Source organism: Dorea sp. AM58-8 (genome assembly GCF_003464045.1).
Taxonomy (GTDB): Bacteria; Bacillota; Clostridia; order Lachnospirales; family Lachnospiraceae; genus Claveliimonas; species Claveliimonas ammoniilytica.
Genome location: NZ_QSDM01000016.1, coordinates 18,885 through 38,820 on the forward strand (window position 1 = coordinate 18,885; position 19,936 = coordinate 38,820).

At 45.1% G+C, this 19,936-nt stretch carries 18 protein-coding genes, 1 other RNA gene and 1 pseudogene; 17 read left to right on the plus strand and 3 right to left on the minus strand.

What is annotated here, in order from left to right; translation table 11 throughout:
- On the plus strand, nucleotides 1–1,179 hold the full coding sequence (gene cytX / locus DXA18_RS11510) for a putative hydroxymethylpyrimidine transporter CytX (protein WP_118384011.1): 1,179 nt from the start codon (nucleotides 1–3) through the stop codon (nucleotides 1,177–1,179).
- Here the strand turns inward: cytX and DXA18_RS11515 are convergent.
- Nucleotides 1,176–2,069, minus strand: coding sequence for an RluA family pseudouridine synthase (locus tag DXA18_RS11515; protein ID WP_118384012.1), 894 nt, complete (start codon nucleotides 2,067–2,069; stop codon nucleotides 1,176–1,178). The two genes, cytX and DXA18_RS11515, sit on opposite strands and share 4 nt — an antisense overlap.
- Before the next feature lie 71 nt (nucleotides 2,070–2,140).
- Between DXA18_RS11515 and DXA18_RS11520 the strand changes: the two genes are divergently transcribed.
- The 10 genes and pseudogenes from DXA18_RS11520 to DXA18_RS11555 all read left to right on the plus strand — a co-directional run bounded on the left by DXA18_RS11520 (nucleotide 2,141) and on the right by DXA18_RS11555 (nucleotide 10,747).
- A complete protein-coding gene (locus tag DXA18_RS11520) occupies nucleotides 2,141–2,617 on the plus strand; it encodes an NUDIX hydrolase (RefSeq protein WP_118384013.1) in 477 nt (158 codons plus the stop codon).
- A 25-nt stretch (nucleotides 2,618–2,642) separates the two neighbouring features.
- On the plus strand, nucleotides 2,643–3,203 hold the full coding sequence (locus DXA18_RS11525) for a peptidylprolyl isomerase (protein WP_330424562.1): 561 nt from the start codon (nucleotides 2,643–2,645) through the stop codon (nucleotides 3,201–3,203).
- On the plus strand, nucleotides 3,149–3,382 hold the full coding sequence (locus tag DXA18_RS17040) for a peptidylprolyl isomerase (RefSeq protein WP_330424563.1): 234 nt from the start codon (nucleotides 3,149–3,151) through the stop codon (nucleotides 3,380–3,382). The genes DXA18_RS11525 and DXA18_RS17040 overlap by 55 nt, the downstream gene beginning before the upstream one ends.
- Nucleotides 3,369–6,109, plus strand: a pseudogene (locus DXA18_RS11530) (NYN domain-containing protein). Before DXA18_RS17040 ends, DXA18_RS11530 begins: the two are co-directional and overlap by 14 nt.
- A gap of 141 nt (nucleotides 6,110–6,250) precedes the next feature.
- On the plus strand, nucleotides 6,251–6,562 hold the full coding sequence (trxA, locus tag DXA18_RS11535; protein ID WP_118384014.1) for a thioredoxin: 312 nt from the start codon (nucleotides 6,251–6,253) through the stop codon (nucleotides 6,560–6,562).
- 130 nt (nucleotides 6,563–6,692) lie between these two features.
- The gene (locus tag DXA18_RS11540) at nucleotides 6,693–7,241 is read left to right on the plus strand and encodes a DUF6465 family protein (protein ID WP_118384015.1); all 549 of its coding nucleotides are present in this window, start codon (nucleotides 6,693–6,695) and stop codon (nucleotides 7,239–7,241) included.
- A 52-nt stretch (nucleotides 7,242–7,293) separates the two neighbouring features.
- Nucleotides 7,294–8,157 carry a TMEM198/TM7SF3 family protein gene (locus DXA18_RS11545; RefSeq protein ID WP_118384016.1) on the plus strand — a complete coding sequence of 288 codons (864 nt, stop codon included), beginning with the start codon at nucleotides 7,294–7,296 and terminating at the stop codon, nucleotides 8,155–8,157.
- 121 nt (nucleotides 8,158–8,278) lie between these two features.
- Nucleotides 8,279–9,121, plus strand: a complete 843-nt coding sequence (locus DXA18_RS11550) for a PHP domain-containing protein (RefSeq protein ID WP_118384017.1) — start codon at nucleotides 8,279–8,281, stop codon at nucleotides 9,119–9,121.
- Nucleotides 9,122–9,182: 61 nt separating this feature from the next.
- On the plus strand, nucleotides 9,183–9,356 hold the full coding sequence (locus tag DXA18_RS15675; protein WP_158567127.1) for a hypothetical protein: 174 nt from the start codon (nucleotides 9,183–9,185) through the stop codon (nucleotides 9,354–9,356).
- A gap of 26 nt (nucleotides 9,357–9,382) precedes the next feature.
- Entirely contained in the window at nucleotides 9,383–10,747 is a 1,365-nt protein-coding gene (locus DXA18_RS11555; RefSeq protein WP_442873207.1) for an aldehyde dehydrogenase, read from the plus strand.
- Between the two features lie 85 nt (nucleotides 10,748–10,832).
- On the opposite strand, the gene feoB is transcribed toward DXA18_RS11555, so the two are convergent.
- Nucleotides 10,833–12,878, minus strand: a complete 2,046-nt coding sequence (gene feoB, locus DXA18_RS11560) for a ferrous iron transport protein B (RefSeq protein ID WP_118384019.1) — start codon at nucleotides 12,876–12,878, stop codon at nucleotides 10,833–10,835.
- Nucleotides 12,871–13,104 (minus strand): FeoA family protein, encoded by a 234-nt coding sequence (locus tag DXA18_RS11565; protein ID WP_118384020.1) that lies wholly within the window; start codon nucleotides 13,102–13,104, stop codon nucleotides 12,871–12,873. The genes feoB and DXA18_RS11565 overlap by 8 nt, the downstream gene beginning before the upstream one ends.
- Nucleotides 13,105–13,246: 142 nt before the next feature.
- Here DXA18_RS11565 and DXA18_RS11570 point away from each other — a divergent pair, with 142 nt between their 5' ends.
- The 6 genes from DXA18_RS11570 to ssrS all read left to right on the plus strand — a co-directional run bounded on the left by DXA18_RS11570 (nucleotide 13,247) and on the right by ssrS (nucleotide 19,774).
- Nucleotides 13,247–14,125: a putative ABC transporter permease gene (locus DXA18_RS11570; protein ID WP_118384021.1), complete on the plus strand. Its 879-nt coding sequence runs from the start codon at nucleotides 13,247–13,249 to the stop codon at nucleotides 14,123–14,125.
- A 149-nt stretch (nucleotides 14,126–14,274) separates the two neighbouring features.
- On the plus strand, nucleotides 14,275–16,218 hold the full coding sequence (locus DXA18_RS11575) for an MSCRAMM family protein (protein ID WP_118384022.1): 1,944 nt from the start codon (nucleotides 14,275–14,277) through the stop codon (nucleotides 16,216–16,218).
- Between the two features lie 16 nt (nucleotides 16,219–16,234).
- Nucleotides 16,235–17,512 carry a 3-isopropylmalate dehydratase large subunit gene (gene leuC, locus DXA18_RS11580; protein ID WP_118384023.1) on the plus strand — a complete coding sequence of 426 codons (1,278 nt, stop codon included), beginning with the start codon at nucleotides 16,235–16,237 and terminating at the stop codon, nucleotides 17,510–17,512.
- On the plus strand, nucleotides 17,512–18,006 hold the full coding sequence (locus tag DXA18_RS11585; RefSeq protein ID WP_118384024.1) for a 3-isopropylmalate dehydratase small subunit: 495 nt from the start codon (nucleotides 17,512–17,514) through the stop codon (nucleotides 18,004–18,006). Before leuC ends, DXA18_RS11585 begins: the two co-directional genes overlap by 1 nt.
- Before the next feature lie 21 nt (nucleotides 18,007–18,027).
- Nucleotides 18,028–19,518 (plus strand): threonine synthase, encoded by a 1,491-nt coding sequence (thrC, locus tag DXA18_RS11590; protein WP_118384025.1) that lies wholly within the window; start codon nucleotides 18,028–18,030, stop codon nucleotides 19,516–19,518.
- Between the two features lie 74 nt (nucleotides 19,519–19,592).
- Nucleotides 19,593–19,774, plus strand: a non-coding RNA gene (gene ssrS, locus DXA18_RS11595) — 6S RNA.
- Nucleotides 19,775–19,936: the final 162 nt, after the last annotated feature.

Below are 19,936 nucleotides of genomic sequence, written 5' to 3' on the forward strand. Positions count from 1 at the left end.
ATGAAGGAAAAGAGAACCTCAATCTTTGAGAATGGTCTGATCTGGTTTGGCGCAGGCGTATCTCTGGCAGAGATCCTTACCGGTACAGCATTTGCACCGCTTGGATTCCAGAAAGGTATTCTGGCAATTATTATCGGTCACATTATCGGATGTACCATGTTATTCCTGGCAGGTGTGATCGGCGGTAAGACCAGAAGAAGTGCAATGGAAACGGTTAAAATGAGTTTTGGACAGAACGGCGGAGTATTCTTTTCTTTTTTAAATGTCCTTCAACTGGTTGGCTGGACGGCGATCATGATCTATGATGGTGCGTTGGCAGCAGATGGCGTATTGAATACCGGAAGATGGGTGTGGTGTCTGGTAATCGGAGCATTGATCATTGTGTGGATTCTGGTAGGGATTACCAATCTTGGCAAGGTCAATACCATTGCAATGGCAGCTTTGTTTATCCTAACACTGGTACTTTGCAAGGTAATCTTCTTCAGTGGAGCGGCAGGAAATGTGGATACAAGTGAGGCAATGTCCTTTGGCGCAGCTGTAGAGCTGGCGGTAGCGATGCCGTTATCATGGCTTCCGCTGATCAGTGACTATACAAGAGAAGCAGAGGAGCCGGTGAAAGCAACAGCAGTCAGTGCTGTTGTTTATGGTATCATCAGCTGCTGGATGTACGTGATCGGTATGGGTGCGGCGATTTACACCGGAGAGTATGATATTGCTCAGATCATGGTGAAAGCAGGACTTGGAATCGCAGGACTGTTGATCATTGTATTTTCAACAGTAACTACTACATTCCTGGATGCGTATTCCGCAGGCATTTCTGCTGAATCTGTATTTTCCAAACTGAATGGAAAATATGCAGCCGTAGCAGTGACCGTGATCGGTACTGTTGGGGCGATCGTATATCCGATGGATAATATTACGGATTTCCTGTATCTGATCGGTTCTGTGTTTGCACCGATGATCGCAATCCAGATCGCAGACTTCTTTATCCTGAAACGTGCAGACAGTCTGTCAGATGCGATTGATGTGACGAACATTGTGATCTGGATTGTAGGATTTGTATTATATCGATACTTAATGGGTGTGGATATTCCGGTAGGAAATACACTTCCGGATATGGCAGTGACCATTGTGATCTGTGTCATTATCCGGAAATGCATGGGAAGCAAGAAAGCTTAATCGGCATCCAGCGCTGCCTGCATATCATCTGGGAGAGGAGCGGTGAAAGACATCATTTCTCCAGTGATCGGATGACAAAATGAAAGTTTATGAGAATGAAGAGCCTGACGACCAATGTGGCGCATGTCCGGATTGTAGAGATAATCTCCGATCAGTGGATATCCCAGATGCTTCATATGAATGCGGATCTGGTGTGTGCGTCCGGTCTCAAGCTTCAATGCGACCAGACTGTAATGTCTGGTCGTTTTTACAACATGATAATGGGTGATAGCGGTTTCACCGTTATCCCAGTCCACCATACGCTCGATGATGGTGCCGGGTTTTCTGCCGAGTGGGGCAGAGATGGTGCCAGCTTCGGGCGTTACGTGTCCAGAGGCAATGGCAAGGTATTCCCTGTGGACTTCTCTGCGTCCGGTCATCGAAGAGAGAATTCCGGCACTGACCAGATGTTTTGCCACGACAGTAAGTCCGGAGGTATCCCGATCCAGTCTGTTACAGCACCGGAAGATAAATGGCTTGTCCTGCTCTTGGTAGTACCACGCCAGTGCATTGGCCATTGTATTATAGTAATTATTCAGGGAAGGATGGATTGGCATGCCGGCCGGTTTGTTCAGGACAATGATATCTTCGTCTTCATAGACAATATCTAAAGGTAATTCTACCGGTGGGATTTTGTCAGAGCATTTGGTCTCACTGATGCGGACACTTAAACAGTCCCCTTCGGCAAGTTCCTGCCGCATATAATAATGGACGCCATTCACCAGAATGCTTTCTGGCATATGCTTAATGGAAGAGATATTCTGGGAAGAATATCCCTTACGTTTCAAAAACTGTTCCACGCGGAGTCCGGCGGCAGTCTTATCTATCTGATAATTTATCGTTCGATTCATTGCATTTCCTCCTAAATTCCGATAAACTAATCATAGCACATTTGAAAAGCTTTGGAAAACAGGAGAAAAGCATGGAATCCTTAAGTACACTTTGTTATATTGAAAATGATGGAAAATATCTGATGCTTCACCGCAATGTGAAGGAGAACGATGTCAATGAAGGTAAGTGGATTGGCGTAGGCGGTCATTTTGAAGCGGATGAGAGTCCGGAGGAATGCCTGCTCAGGGAAGTAAAAGAAGAGACCGGGTATACACTGACATCTTATCGGTTCCGGGGCATCGTGACCTTTGTATCAGGAAGCGGTGTGACGGAATATATGTCGTTGTTTACGGCCGATGGATTTAAAGGCGAAGAGATTCCGTGTGATGAGGGAGATCTGGAATGGGTAGAGATCGACCGGATCGGAGAATTGAATCTATGGGAAGGTGATCGCATTTTTCTGAGACTTCTGGTGGAAAGGGAGTCATTTTTCTCACTGAAGCTGGTCTATGATGGACACGACCGATTAGTCAGTGCGGCTCTGGACGGGAAACCGATGGAGTTATAAGAAAGATATAGAAGGAGATAAGAACATGAAAGATGGAGTAATTGCAGTTGTTGCAGGAAAAGAGATTAAACAGGAAGAATTTGATTTATTTGTAGAGAATCTGCCGCAGGACAGAAAGGCATATCTGCAGTATCCGGGATTCAAGGAGAGACTGCTGGATCAGTATCTGGCGTTGTATACCTTTTCGGCAGATGCAGTTGAGCAGGGTCTGGATAAGACTGAGGAATTTGCACGTATTCTGGAGAATACCAGACGTGATATTCTGGCACAGCTTGCTATGCGCGAGGCAGTGAAAAATGTAAAGGTGACGGAAGAGGAAGCCAAAGAGTATTACGAAGCGAATCCGAATAAATTTAAGAAAGAAGAGACTGTGCAGGCGAAGCATATTCTGGTAGAGGATGAGGATAAATGCACTGACATCCTGAACAGTATCGTAAGTGGAGAGATCTCTTTTGAGGAAGCAGCAAAGCAGCATTCTACCTGCCATCCGGACAGCAGGGGGGAGACCTTGGAGAATTCGGGCATGGTCAGATGGTCAAAGAGTTTGATGAGGCAGCATTCGCAGCAGAACCAGGCAAGGTTGTAGGACCGGTAAAGACACAGTTTGGATATCACCTGATCCGTGTGGAGAAGAAAAATGAGGCTGAGGTACAGCCATTTGAAGCTGTGAAAGCAACAATAGTGAACACACTTTTCCAGAAGAAACAGAATGACGCATATGAAGCAAAAGAAAAAGAGTTGAAAGAAAAATATGTCGAAATGTAAGTTGACGGCAGGAATTCTGGCGCACGTGGATTCCGGTAAGACGACACTGGCAGAGAGCATACTTTTTCAGACGGGAAAGATCCGTAAGCTCGGAAGAGTCGATCATGGGGATGCCTATCTGGATAATTATGAACTGGAGCAGAGCCGTGGCATTACGATATTTTCCAAACAGGCGGAGATCATGCTGGGTGACCGTCCGGTGACACTTCTTGATACGCCGGGACATGTAGATTTTGCGGCAGAAATGGAACGTACATTACAGGTGTTGGATTATGCAATTCTGGTGGTAAATGGAGCTGATGGTGTGCAGGGACACACGGAGACTCTGTGGCGGCTGCTCGCCAGATATCAGATTCCGACCTTCATCTTTGTAAATAAGATGGATCAGGCAGGAACGGATCCGGAAAAAGTGTTGACAGAATTACAGGACAGGCTGTCAGAAGGCTGCACAGCATTTCCAGGATCAGCCGGTCTGACTGAAGGCAATGCAAGGATAGCGGTGTCAGAGAGTGAATGGCTGGAGAGCATGGCGATGTTAGAAGAAACTGCTATGGAAGAATATCTGGAAACAGATACGCTGTCGGCAGATACGATACGACGCCTGATACGCAGCAGACGTCTGTTTCCATGTTATTTTGGTTCTGCTTTAAAACAGGAAGGAATCGAAGATTTTCTTCAGGGACTGGAAGCTTATACGGAATCACCGGTTTATCCGAATGTGTTTGGCGCGAGAGTCTATAAGATATCCAGAGATCCGTCAGGCAACCGGCTGACACATATGAAGATTACCGGAGGCAGTCTGAAAGTAAAAGAAGCACTGTTTGCTGAAGAAACAAATGAAGAACAAAAGAAAGAAAAAGTTAACCAGATTCGTATTTATTCGGGAGAAAAGTACGAGCTTGTGCAGGAAGCGGAAGCTGGCACTGTCTGCGCAGTGACTGGTCTCTCATTTACCAGACCAGGCATGACACTTGGTGATGAGAAGGATGTTTCGGCACCAATGCTGGAACCGGTACTCAGCTACCGTGTGCAGTATCCACGAGAAGTGGATGCGCATACCATGCTTGGCTATCTGAAGCAGTTGGAAGAAGAAGATCCGATGCTGCGGATTGTATGGAAGGAAGAAAATGGTGAGATTGGTGTTCAACTCATGGGCGAGATCCAGATTGAGATCTTAAGAAGCCTGATCGAAGAGCGATTTGGTATTGCGGTTACATTTGATGCAGGAAGTATCGTGTATAAAGAAACAATCCGCAATACGGTAGAAGGAGTGGGACATTATGAACCGCTCCGCCATTATTCGGAAGTACATCTGATCATGGAACCGGGTGAACCAGGCAGTGGTGTGGTGTGTGACACGGAGTGCAGTGAAGATATCCTGGATAAGAACTGGCAGAGACTGATTCTGACACATCTGTATGAGAAGCAGCACCGGGGCGTGCTGACAGGCTCTGTGATTACGGATGTTCATATTACACTGGCAGCAGGAAGAGCACATCTCAAGCATACGGAGGGCGGAGATTTCCGGCAGGCAGTATACCGTGCAGTGCGGCAGGGACTGATGCAGGCAGATAATGTGCTGCTGGAACCGTATTATTCATTTGCTATGGAGATCCCGGCAGAGAATGTGGGAAGAGCTCTGAATGACATTCAGAAGATGCATGGCGAATTTGAACCGCCGGAAACGGACGGTGATATGACAGTAATCACAGGAATGGCGCCGGTATCTGCTATGCGGGATTATCAGATGGAAGTGACGACCTATACCAGAGGCGGGGGACGGCTGTTTTGTACATTAGACGGTTATCGTCCGTGTGCAGATCAGGATACTGTGATAGAAGAAATTGGCTATGATCCGGAAGCAGATACGGAGAATCCGGCTGGTTCTGTATTCTGTTCCCATGGAGCAGGATATTATGTGCCATGGAATGAAGTGTTCTCGCATATGCATATCGAGAGTCAACTGAAAAAGCGGCAGGAGATTCAGAAGGACATGACAACTGATACGTCTTCTGCACGCCGTAAGGACCGCATGACCGGAAAGAAAGCACCGTCTTCGGCTGGCATCGGATGGAATGCCAAAGAAGAAAAAGAGCTGGAAGATATCTTTATCCGTACGTATGGCAAGATCGAGCGGAGGAATGCGCCTGTCGGTCAGACGGTAGTGACAGTGGACAGTAAGCCGAAAAAGCATCGAGATGACGGAATAGAGTATCTGCTGGTAGATGGTTATAATGTAATCTTTGCCTGGGATGAGTTAAAAGAACTGGCAAAAGATAATATTGAGGCGGCGAGAAATAAACTGATGGATGTGCTGAGCAATTATCAGGCTTCCGCAGATGTGTACTCATTCTGGTATTTGATGCCTATAAGGTAGACGGTGAGGTACTGGAAATCCAACGTTATCACAATATCCATGTGGTATTTACCAAGGAAGCTGAGACTGCCGATCAGTATATCGAAAAAGTAGTCCATGAGATTGGAAGAAAACGACATGTGACGGTTGTGACCTCAGATGGCGTGGAGCAGGTGATCACAACCAGCCAGGGGGCACATCTGATCTCAGCCAGAGAATTTCGTGAAGAGATCGCATTTACAGAGAGGCAGATCCGGGAAGAATGGGACAGACACAGAGAATCTGATCGCAACTATCTGTTTGACCATATGGATGAAAATCTGGTGCGTCATATGGAAGAAGTGAGGCTTGGCAGAAAGAATCTGAAGTGAGATATTCATTAGATCTTAAATAGGGTTAATGAGATTTTTTGTGAGGATATATTGAGGAAAAACAGTGATATTTTTTCAGGTATCATGTATAATCTGATCAGGAACTTACAAACTATCTAAAAAAGAAAAGAGGATAAATATATGGCAGCAATACATGTAACAGCAGAACATTTTAAAGATGTAGTATTAAAGGCAGATAAGCCGGTATTGGTAGACTTCTGGGCACAGTGGTGCGGACCGTGTCAGAATATGGGACCGATCGTAGAAGAAATCGCAGATGAGTATCCGGATATTAGGGTGTGCAAGCTGGATATTGACAGCGCCATGGATATTGCCAGAGAATACCGCGTTATGTCTATTCCTACTTTTCTCATTTTTGAGAATGGAGAGGTTGTGAAACGTACAGTTGGAGAGCAGACAAAGCAGGAATTGTTGACTTTTGTCGGTAAATAAAATAGTTACGCTGTAATCTTTAATTGAAATATCTTCCAGAAGTGCTATAATAATTTCTGTTACATCAGAGGTCAGACAGAATGGGACAGCACATAAGTGTAGATAGAATATAGTATTTGGAGGATTTGTCATGGCAAGAACTAAGAAGACGGCTGGTAAGAATGTTGCAGCAGAGGCACAGGCAGCAGCAAGAAAGGCTGTGTCTGAAGCACAGGCAGTAGCAAGAAAGGTTGCAGCAGTTGAAAAGGCTGCTGAGACTTCAGAAAAGGCTGAGCCGGGTACAGAAGAAAAAGAAAGCAAGACAGCAGCGGCAGTGAAGAATGCAGCAGCAGAAGTTAAGCCGGCAGCCAAGAAAGCGGTAAAAGAGACAAAAGCGGCAGCTAAGACAGCAGCAAAAGAGACAAAAGCAGCAGCTAAGACAGTTGTAGAAGAAACTAAAAAAGCTGCAAAGAAAGCAACTACAAGAAGAAGCAAAAAAGACATGAAGGTAAATGCTTACGTAGAATACTATGGCAAGCAGGTACATGAGAATACAATGATTGCTGATGTAAAGAAAGCATGGAAAAAGTCCGGTCACAAGATCGGTGAGATCAAGACTATGGATCTTTACATTAAACCGGAAGAAAGCAAAGTATACTATGTGATCAACGAAACAGAGAGTGGATCAGTAGAATTCTAATCGGCTCACCGGAAGATGCAGTCATGAAGGAGTAACACAAAGGAGAAGTAGTATGAGTGATATGATGACCCAGGTAAATCAGATAGTGGGCAATGGCTTGTCCTTTCTGCAGAGTACGGTTATACTGGCGGTTACGATCTGTATCGGATTGATCATCGGTCTGTTTGGATTGAAACTGGCACGTGTGTGGGCAGCATTGGTAGGACTGGTCCTGGGAGTGGCAGCAGGGGGCATCGTTTCTGTTGTGGCAGGACTGAATGGAATGGCTTCTGTGGGAGCTATGGCAGGAGGCGCAGTGATACTGGCGATTCTTGTATGTGTATTTTACAGAGTTGGTATATTTTTCTTTGTATGGCTGGCAATATTCAGCATGGGAGTATCGGCTATCAATCAGCAGGTTATACCGGTGATTGCTGTATGTGGCGTGTTAGGATTGGTTCTCGCGATCGTTACGATGAAGATGTTTGATCCATTGGTAATTATTATCACATCCATTTATGGTGGTTACATGGCAGGTAATGCAGCTGTTTCCATGTTGGGGTTAGGTAATTATCTGGCAGCAGTGATTGGAGTGCCGGTAGTGCTTATTGCAATCTGTGTGGCAGTACAGTTCATCATGCGATCCAGACAGGTTGGCAGGAAGCAGGTCAAGAAAGCCGGAGAGCACAGAGAAAAAGAATCCAGAGAAGCAGAAGTAGAGCAGGCACGAATGTTGCTTGACGATGATAATATGGATGATACAGAAGTAACCGATCTGGAAGATGACGATGATCTGGAGACAGATTACGACGATGTTCTAGACAGCGAGGACAGTCTGGATGGAGATTATGATGAGGATGAAGGATATCTTGATGATGATCTGGAATCCGGATATGATAATCTTGACTTTGATGATGATTTTAAGATCATAGAGTGATTTAAATGAAGTAGAAGGCAGTTTGCCAGTGACAGCAGAGACTGTGGCGGGCAGACTGCCTTTGTTGTATTTTGGCAGTAACGTGGTATAATAAAGAAAAAATGACAAAGGAGGCTTACACATGAAGATAGATATGCATTGTCATGTGCATGAAGGCTCGATTGACAGCCGGGTAAGCCTGGATGAATATATTACTGTTCTGAAAGAAAAAGGCTTTGATGGAATGCTGATCACGGACCACGACAGTTATCATGGTTACAGGCATTGGAAATATGAAATGAAAGGGAAAGCTCACCAGGATTTCGTAGTTTTGAAAGGCATTGAGTATGATACACTGGATGCAGGACATATGCTCTGCATTATGCCGGAGGGCGTTCGTATGAGGCTGTTGGAGTTAAAAGGTCTTCCGGTATCGATGCTGATTGAATTCGTACACAGGCATGGAGGTATCCTTGGCCCGGCGCATCCGTATGGAGCTAAATATATGAGTATGACCAATACAAAAAGGTATCGGAAGTCACAGGAATTTGTGAAAAGATTTGATTTTATAGAGGTGTTTAACGCATGCGAATCACAGGAGTCTAATGACAGTGCAGCCAGACTTGCGGCTGAATACGGGAAACCGGGAGTTGGTGGAAGTGATGCCCACAAGCCAGACTGTATCGGGACAGGCTATACGATACTTCCGGAGATGGTTACCTGTGAGACGGAGCTTATTAATCTGATCCGGGAAAAGGCAGCAATTCAGGCCGGAGGTGTTCTGTATGGCAGAACTACCAAGGAGAAAATGGGAGCATTTCACAAGATACTGGCAGATCTGTTCTGGTTCTATAACCGGGGAGGAGCTATGCTGAAGTATTTCAAACGGAGAAGAAAAGATAAGATTGAGAACCCGGTGACTCCGGTAGATCCGATCGAGATCCCATATCTTAAAAAAGCAAAAAAATTCCGCTCAAAGAAATAGGTGTACGGATTATTGGACACCTTACTTGCTATATTGATTACAGGAAGTGAGGTGTTCTTTTATGAAAAAATTAGGAAAGAAATTAGTAGCAGTGGCAGGTGTGATTGCGATGCTCATGATTATTCTGGTATATGGATTTGCAGAGACAAGGATACCGGGCATTGTATATCTGGCGATGTGGTGTGTGTGCGCAGCAGCAATCTGTTATGGCACCGACACACAGCTTGCCATCTGAGATAGTTGAAATAGGAGAACATTATGATGGAATATAAGAGTATGCTGCATACGCAGAGAGCGTATTTTCAAACAGGTGATACTAAGGATGTGGAGTTTCGTATCCGCCAGTTAAAGAAGCTGTATCAGTGGATCACAGTACATGAACAGGAGATTATGGATGCACTTTATATGGATCTGAATAAATCAAATTTTGAAGCTTATGCTACTGAGATTGGTATAGTAAAAGAAGAGATTCGATATACATTAAAGCATCTTCGGAAATGGGCAGCACCGAAGAGAGTGCCTACACCGATCACGCAATTTCCATCGAAGTCTTTTATATATCCGGAACCGTATGGCATCGTGTTAATCATGTCACCTTGGAATTATCCGTTCCAGCTTACGATCGCACCACTTGTGGGGGCAATCTGTGCAGGTAATTGTGCAGTAGTGAAGCCATCTGCGTATTCACCACATACTACAAAGGTTATGGCAGATATGTTGAGAGAATTGTTTCAGGAGAAATATATCGCTGTAGTAGAAGGTGGCAGACAGGAGAATCAGGCACTTTTGAATGAAAAGTTTGACTATATCTTCTTTACAGGAAGTGTAAATGTTGGTAAATACGTCATGGAGAAGGCATCTGCACATCTGACACCGGTGAGTCTGGAACTTGGCGGCAAGAGTCCTTGTATTGTAGACGAGACTGCAGATCTGAAGCTGGCGGCAAAGCGTATTGTCTGGGGTAAGTTCCTGAATAGTGGGCAGACCTGTGTGGCACCAGATTATATTCTGGTACAGAACAGTGTGAAAGACAAGCTCGTTCGTTATATGGAAAAATATATCCGTAAGATGTTTGGAAAGGATCCGATGCAGAATCCGGATTATCCGAAGATGATCAATGAAAAGCATTTTAACCGTGTACTGGGGCTGACGGAGCGGGCACACATAGTATGTGGTGGTGGATCTGATGTGGACATGCTTAAGATTGAGCCGACCGTGTTGGATCAGGTGACCTGGGAGAGCCCGGTAATGCAGGAGGAGATTTTCGGACCGCTGCTTCCGGTTCTTACATTTTATGATATTGAAGAGGCGATTCAGATGGTCAATGCCAGACCGAGGCCGTTAGCATTGTATTACTTCACGAAAGATAAGCAAAGAGAAGCCATGATGCTCAAACAGGTGTCTTATGGCGGCGGCTGCATCAATGATACGATAGTACATCTGGCAACGTCCCATATGCCATTCGGCGGCGTGGGCAACAGTGGAATGGGTGGCTATCATGGAAAGGACAGCTTTGACACATTTACACATAAAAAGAGTATTATGAAGAAATCGGTACTTCTGGATATTCCAATCCGGTATGCACCGTTCAAGAACAAATTGAATATATTAAAGAAGCTGATGTAGGCCATTATGCACAGATACGGAAAGATATAAAGAAAAAGAAAGGCAGCGGGAGCAATCCCGATGCCTTTCTTGTTTCACTTCGTATTTATCCTATTAACAGAAAGATATGATAGAACAGAAAACTCATGATCCAGGAAACACAGAGCTGGAACAGTACAAAGAGAATGGTAAGCTTTCTGCTTTCGGTTTCACGACGGATCGTAGCAATTGTTGCAGTACACGGAACATACAGCAGACAGAATACCATCAGCGCCAGAGCATTGGCAGTACCGAATCCAATACTGTTTAAGGCAACCAGCGCAGTGCTCATGCCATGTGCAGTAGCAATGTTTGAGATACCGAAGAGAACTCCACAGCTGGAGACTACTACTTCCTTGGCAGCGATTCCTGCGATCAGTGCAACGATGATCTGCCAGTATCCAAGACCTGCCGGTGCGAAGACAGGTACGATGGCTCTGCCGATATAGGAACCGAAGCTCTGGCTGATATCTGTTACATACCCATTCGGACCAAAGTTTAAAAGTACCCACATAACAACGGACGCCAGGAAAATGACGGTTCCTGCACGTGTCAGGTAATCCTTGACCTTTTCCCACACATAGATGGCTATGGTTCTGGCATTTGGTGTCTTGTATTCCGGAAGCTCGATCAACAGCGCATGTTCTGCTTTGCTGTTGTCAATCCGGGACAGGATGAATGCAGTTAAGATTGCCACGATGATACCCAGAAGATACATGCCATAGCAGACCAACATCGCATATTTTCCAAAAAACATAGAGGAAAATAATACATAGATCGGAAGTCTGGCACTGCAGGACATAAATGGTGTGATCAGGATAGTCTTTAACCGGTCTTTCCTGTGTTCCAGAGCCCTGGAGGCCATGACTGCTGGAACGGAACATCCGAATCCGAGCAGAAGTGGGATAAATGCGCGTCCGGAGAGCCCAAGCCCGCTCATGATGTCATCCATGACAAAGGCAACTCTGGACATATATCCGCTGTCTTCCAGAAATGCGAGGGCAAGGAACAGAATGAATATATTGGGCAGGAAGGTGAGAATACCACCTACACCTGCGATGATACCATCCACCACAAGGGACTGAAGCATCGGATAGGTATGTATGGAAGCCAGACCATTGGCTACCGCCGAAGAAAACAGATCCAATGCGATCTCAAAATATCCTTTCAGGAAATCGCCTACCGTAAAGGTCAGGAAAAATACCATTGCCATAATAAGTAAGAAGATTGGAAGACCGGTGTATTTGCCGGTGAGCCATCGATCAATCCGGTCTGTACGCTCTTCACGGCTGGATTTATTGACCAGTGTTTCGCCTATGATTTCTTCAATAAAATCATATTTTTGATTAATTAAATCTTTTTCATAGCTGCAATCCAGAATATCAGAGGTGTCAAGTGGCCATTGTTCGGAAGCGCTGGTATCCTTTTCCATGTACTTAATGGCTAACCATCTTTTGTTCGGAAAGTCCGGATATGTATGCGTGATTCGTTCAATCAGAATATCAATTTTATCTTCAATATCATCTGTGTACACCATCGTATACTCCGCATGATGGTCATGGCGGTGCTTGCTGTGCAGTCCCGGATGATGATGGATCAGAGGATCCTGATGTAATACATCTTTGTGATGTGCAACGGCGTGCATTAATATGGAAAGCCCGGTTTTCTTTCTGGCAGATACCGGAATCACCGGGATGCCCAGCATTTCCGGGAGCCGGTGCAGGTCAATCTCCATGCCGCGTTCCTCTACAATATCCATCATATTCAGAGCAAGAATCACTGGTTTGCCAAGTTCGATCAACTGCAGTGTCAGATACAGGTTTCGCTCCAGGCTGGATGCGTCAGCTACATCGATGATCACATCGACTTCGTCGCTCAGGATACATTCGCGGGAGACTTTCTCTTCCATAGTATAGGAAGTCAGGCTATAGATACCCGGAAGATCGATCAGCGTGTAATCCTGTCCTTCGTAGGTGGTATGCCCTTCTTTCTTTTCTACCGTAACGCCCGGCCAGTTGGCAACCTTGAGATTGGCACCGGTATAAGCGTTAAACAGTGTGGTTTTACCGCAGTTAGGATTGCCGATAAAACCGACAGTAACAGAGTTATTCATGTGTGTGCACCTCCTCAATCTCAATGTGATCAGCAATACGTCTGCCGAGAGCAAAGCGTGTGCCGCGGAACTTGACGGTAAGTGCACCGTGCTTGTCATTATTTAATATAGTAATCAGACTGCCGTCTGTCAGACCGAGTGCTTCCAGCCGACGCTCCAATTGGAGCTCGATCTGTATGGATAGCACACGGTAAGTGTGTCCATTTAAGCCTTCTTTTAAAACCATAGTAATCCTCACCTTAATCTTATTGATAATTATTATCTATTATTTGAAAAAGTATAGCACCAATTGACGAAATTTACAACTTCCCATATAATAGTCGATAAGACTTAAATGAGAAATTAGATTGCTGGGAAAGGAATAAAATATGGGAATCTATGAAATACTGGCGTACTTTTTTGTGTACGGTGTACTTGGATGGTGCGTGGAGGTCGCATTTGCGGCAGTAAAAGAAGGAAGGTTTGTCAACAGAGGATTCTTGAATGGTCCGATCTGTCCGATTTATGGAGTCGGAGTTGTATCGGTAATATTTTCATTACAGGGATTTTCAGAAAGTCTGTTAATATTATATTTGGCATCGGCTGTACTTGTAACATTTATCGAATGGCTGACAGGATATGTAATGGACCGGATTTTTCATCAGAAATGGTGGGATTATTCCGGACAGCCGCTTAATATCGGCGGTTATGTGTGCCTGCCATTTTCGCTGATCTGGGGTGTGTTCTGTGTGTTCATTGTTAAGTGTTTTCAACCGCTTGTTGCACATCTGATCGGGTACATCCCTCATATTGCAGGGATCGTAATACTGGTAATATTAAGTATTGCGATGCTCGCAGATCTCTATGTAACTGCATCTGCAATCCTGAAACTGAACAAACGTCTTGAAGCAATGGAAAAGATTGCTGCGGAGCTGCGGGAATTCTCTGACCGCATGGGTGAGAACATCTATGAAAATGTCAAAGACGGGATGGAGAAAGAAGAACAGCTTAAGAGTAAAGTGGCTAGTATGAAAGAAGTCAGAAAAGAATTGCGTGCTGAATACAGTGCCGGTAAGGAAGAATGGTACAAGAGTCAGCAGCAGAAGCTGGATGAACTGAAAGGACGTTATGACAGTCTGGTTAATGGACTTGGAAGTGTCGGCGAACGTCTGGTAAAGGCATTCCCGAATATGGAATCACGTATCCATAAGGATGCATTGAGAGAAGTCAAGAAACGGGTGGCAATGCGTCGGAATAAAAGGAAATAAATGGTAAAAAAGAGGCTTTACGGTCTCTTTTTTTTACCGAAAAACGGGTTGAAATAAAACTTTAAAAATGTGTTGACAAAGATACTCAGGAAGAGTTATTATGTCGATACTCGAAGCGGAGAGATATTAAAAATTGGAGGAAAGGATACATGAAGAAGATAAGAGATAATAAGGGCAGGGCAGGTAGAATCATGCCACTTGCGGTTGCTGTTGTTGTATTTATCCTGTCATTCTGGGGGTGTGTGGGAGCGATATCAGTACGGGCAGAAGAACGCGAAGAAGAGAGCGATATAGAAGATGTTGCAGAACAGAACAGTGTGACACAGCGCCAGGCGGGCGGCACACATGTACTGACTTACTATGACACCAGGTACAACGACGGATTACTAAGAGTGGGATATTTTGAAATCGATGGTGGAACAACAGCAATGTGTGTGTGTCATGAGATGGAACCACCGACACAGACGGGAAGTACATTAACTACAGTAGCGGAGTATACGGCAGAAAATCGGGGTAACGAGCAGCTCCGGAAGATATATTACTATGGCTGGAAAGGCCCAGGAGATGTCGGGGCCAGCTATGTGGAAACATGTCTTGCCGGATCGGTAGCTAATGGTCATGATGATAATTATTATGGCTATGGACAGGCATTTATCAACCGGATCGCCGGACTTCCGGCAGCGCCGAAAGGATTTACGGTATATCTGCTGTCAGACGGAGCGGCGGCACATCAGAACCTGGGATATTGGGAATATCACCCGACAGGGTATGCAAGACTTAAAAAGACAGCAGAGGATAACGAACTGACGGAGGACAATCGCTGTTACACCCTTCAGGGGGCAGAATATGGTGTGTATGCAGACGAAAGCTGTACGGATCAGAAGGCGGTGCTTAAGACGGATGCGAATGGAGAAACGACGGCAGTAGAACTTGCACCGGGCAATTATTACGTAAAAGAAAAGCAGGCACCTTTTGGGTATCGGCTGAATACGAATGTATATCCTGTGACAGTGGAAGCGGAGAAGACTGCTGTGGCAGAAGTAAAGGATACACCGGTGTGGAATAAGGCAGAAGTGTCAATCTGCAAAGTAGATGCCGAAACTGGTGAAAGTCAGGCACTTGGTGGAGCAGATCTTGCCGGTGCGAAAATGCGTGTGAATTATTATGCAGGATATTATGAGACAGATAATCTTCCGGAGGTTCCGGAACGGAGCTGGGTATTGGAGACAAAGGAAGAAAAGGGCGAGTCCGATAGCGCATATGTATGTCGGCTGGATGAAGCGCATCTTATAGAGGGTGATGCCTTCTATATGATGAATGATCAGGTGATACTGCCACTTGGAACGATCACGGTGGAAGAGATTGAGGCACCGAAAGGATATCTGCTGGATGGAATGCAGTTTCAGGATGAATCCGGGGAAGTACAGGAAGGCAGATATCTGACACAGATACGGCCGGACGGAGATACGGCTGTACTCACCGGGGGCAATGTGCATAAAGCATCAGATCATGTGATCCGTGGGGATCTGGAACTTATCAAGATTGCAGACGGCACTCATAAGAGACTTTCAAAAGTACCATTTAAGATTACCAGTAATACAACCGGGGAATCCCATGTGATCGTGACAGATGAGAACGGCTATGCATCAACGTCGGCAGAGTGGAATCTGCATACGTCAAATACGAATTGCGGAGAGAACATGGAGGATGGAGTCTGGTTTGGAATCGATACAGAGGGAACTCTGACCGCACCGGATGACTGCAAAGGTGCACTTCCGTATGATACTTATACGATTGAAGAGCTGAGGTGTGAGGCAAATCAGAATCATGAACTGATTCCACCTTTCGAAGTGACGATTAAAAAGGATCATGTGACGGTGAATCTTGGTACGATGACGGATGATAAGCCAGAGGTTCCGGAAGAACCGAATAAACCGGAGAAGGAGAAACAGGAAACTCCCGGACAGACTGTAAAAGCTCAGACAGTAAGAACCGGAGATAGAGCGAATTTATCAAATTGGATGCTTGTATGCATTCTTTCTTGCGTGGCTGTTATTGTGTGTGTTATGATTACACGTATGAAGAAAAGATAAAGGAGGCACATTCATCATGGGAATGACGATGACACAGAAGATTCTGGCTGCACATGCAGGTCTGGATCATGTGGAAGCAGGACAGCTTATTATGGCGAAGCTTGATATCGTTATGGCGAATGACATCACCGGACCAATGGCACTGCCGATCTTCAGACAGATGGCAGATAAAGTGTTTGATAAAGATAAGGTTGTTCTGGTACCAGATCATTTTACACCGAATAAAGATATTAAGTCAGCAGAGAACTCCAAGGCAATTCGTGAGTTTGCGAAGGATCAGGGACTCAGCTGGTATTTTGAACAGGGCAAATCAGGAGTAGAGCATGCGATTCTTCCGGAGGCAGGAGTGGTTACAGCAGGAGAATGCATCATTGGTGCAGATTCGCATACCTGTACATACGGAGCATTGGGAGCGTTCTCTACAGGCGTAGGTACGACCGACATTTCTACCGGTATGGCTACCGGAGAACTTTGGTTCAAGGTGCCGAGTGCGATCAAGTTTGTACTGAAGGGAGAACCGTCTGAGTTTGTAAGCGGTAAGGATATCATTATCCATATCATTGGTAAGATCGGCGTAGATGGAGCTCTGTATAAATCAATGGAATTTACAGGAGAAGGTGTGTCACATCTTTCCATGGATGACAGATTTACGATTGCTAACATGGCAATCGAAGCAGGTGCCAAGAATGGTATTTTCCCGGTAGATGAGCAGACAAAGGCTTATCTGGCAGAGCACTGCAAGAAGGAATACCATGTATACGAAGCAGATGAGGATGCTGTATACGAGGATGTGATCGAGATTGATCTTTCAGAAGTCCGTCCGACCGTTGCATTTCCACATCTTCCGGGCAATGCTAAGACAATTGACGAAGTAGAGGCTATGGAGCCTATTAAGATCGACCAGGTAGTGATTGGTTCCTGTACAAATGGACGTATGTCTGATCTGAGAAAAGCAGCAGCTATCCTCAAAGGACATACCGTACATCCGGATGTACGTGTTATGGTAGTTCCTGCTACACAGAAGATCTACAAGCAGTGTATCGCAGAAGGACTTCTGGACATCTTTGTAGATGCAGGATGTGCAGTTAATACACCAAGCTGCGGACCATGTATGGGAGGTCATATGGGTGTTATGGCAGCAGGTGAGAAATGTGTATCTACCACCAACCGTAACTTCGTTGGCCGTATGGGACATGTAGATTCTCTGATCTATCTTGCATCTCCGGAAGTGGCAGCAGCAAGTGCGATCGCCGGATGCATTGCGAATCCGGAAAAAGTAGGGGGTGACAGATAATGAAAGCATTAGGACATGTGTTTAAATATGGAGATAACGTAGATACAGACGTTATTATACCGGCCAGATATCTGAACTCTTTTGATCCACAGGAGCTTGCGAGCCATGCGATGGTAGATATTGATCCGGAATTTGCCGGGAAGGTACAGCCGGGAGATATTATCGTAGCGAGAAAGAACTTTGGCTGCGGATCTTCCAGAGAGCATGCACCGCTGTGTCTGAAGACTGCAGGCGTAAGCTGTGTTATCGCAGATACATTTGCACGAATTTTCTATCGTAATGCGATCAATATCGGACTTCCGATCATCGAATGTCCGGAAGCGGCAGAAGGAATTGACGCCGGAGATCAGGTTGAGATTGATTTTGACAGCGGACGTATATATAATCGTACCAAGGGTACTGAGTTCCAGGGACAGGCATTTCCTCCATTTATGCAGGAACTGATCTCTGCAGGTGGCCTGGTTAATTACATCAACAGCAAAAAGAACAAATAGTATATAACAGGAGAAATGATGATGGATGTACGATACAGAAGCACAAGAAATTCAGAGGTAACAGTAACAGCATCGCAGGCAATCTTAAAAGGTCTTGCAGATGATGGCGGTCTGTTTGTGCCGGATCATCTTCCAAAGTTATCTGTGTCTATGGAAGAATTAAAGGGAATGACATATCAGGAGACAGCTTATGCTGTAATGAAGGAATTCCTTACCGATTTTACTGAAGAAGAGCTGAAGAATTGTATTCGGAAGGCTTATGACAGTAAATTTGACACGGAAGAGATCGCACCATTAGTAAAAGTAGATGGCACATATTTTATTGAGCTGTTTCACGGAGCAACGATCGCATTTAAAGATATGGCACTTTCCATTCTTCCGCATCTTCTTACTACATCAGCTAAGAAGAATCACGTGAAGAATGAGATCGTGATCCTGACAGCAACTTCGGGAGATACCGGTAAGGCTGCTATGGCAGGTTTTGCCAATGTAGAAGGTACACGGATCATTGTGTTCTATCCGAAGAACGGAGTCAGCAAGGTACAGGAGATGCAGATGGTGACTCAGACCGGAGATAACGTAGACGTTGTAGCAATTCACGGCAACTTTGACAATGCGCAGAGCGGCGTGAAAGCAATGTTTGAAGATAAGAAGCTTGCAGAAGAGCTGAATAAGCATGGCTATCAGTTTTCATCTGCCAATTCAATCAACATCGGACGTCTGGTGCCGCAGGTGGTGTACTATGTATATGCCTATGCGAAGCTTTTGGATAATGAAGAAATACAGCCGGGAGAACAGATCAATGTTGTAGTTCCTACCGGTAACTTTGGCAATATTCTTGCTGCATACTATGCAAAGAATATGGGCGTTCCGATCGCAAAGCTGATCTGTGCATCCAATGAAAATAAAGTGCTGTTTGATTTCTTCCAGACTGGTGTGTATGACCGTAAGGACAGAGAGTTCAAACTGACTACATCACCATCTATGGATATTCTGATCTCCAGCAATCTTGAGAGACTGATCTACCAGATCGCAGGATGTGATGATAAGAAGAATGCAGAGTTGATGCAGGCATTGAAGAGTGAAGGTGTGTATGAGATTACTGACGCAATGAAAGCAGGATTGAAAGACTTTGCAGCGGGGTATGCAACAGAAGCGCAGACGGCAGAGACTATTCATGATGTTTATAAAAAAACAGGCTATGTAATGGATACACATACTGCAGTAGCGGCACATGTGTGTCAGGAATATCAGGAGAACTCAGGAGACAAGACAAAGTGTGTAGTTGCCTCCACAGCCAGCCCATACAAATTTGCAGGCAGCGTTATGGCAGCAATCGATGAGAAGTATGCATCTGTAGATGAATTCGATTTATTGAAAGAATTGAGTCAGGTATCTAACACAGAGATGCCGAATGCGATCAAGGAGATTCTGAATGCGAACATTCTTCACACACTGGAATGTGATGTTGATAAGATGGAAGATACTGTAAAGGCGATTCTTGAGTTATAGAAGAATATTTGTAATTTTATATATTTTTTACTAAAATAGTGGAAAAAAATATATGATTGGGTTATAATAACTACAGTGACCTGGGATGCGCGACAACTTCTGTTGTTTTGAACCTACATTACTTTAAACGGGACTCTTATATCTCCGTAATATGTCAAGCCTCCAGATACGCAGGGGAAGGCAGAAAAGCGGATGCGGACACCCACCTAGCAGCAGCTAGGAGTCAAGAGACAGAAACCGGCATTTCGGGATATACAAAAGATAAAAGAACGGCTGCAAAGCCGTTCTTTTTATGCCCAAAGGGGTATTATTTCTCGTCCGTGAGGCGGCTCGAATAGAGACGCCGCCCATGCACGAGCAAAATTAGCTGCGTAGCAGCTGAAAAGCACGAAGCATCGTGCGGTTTTGCGAATGCATG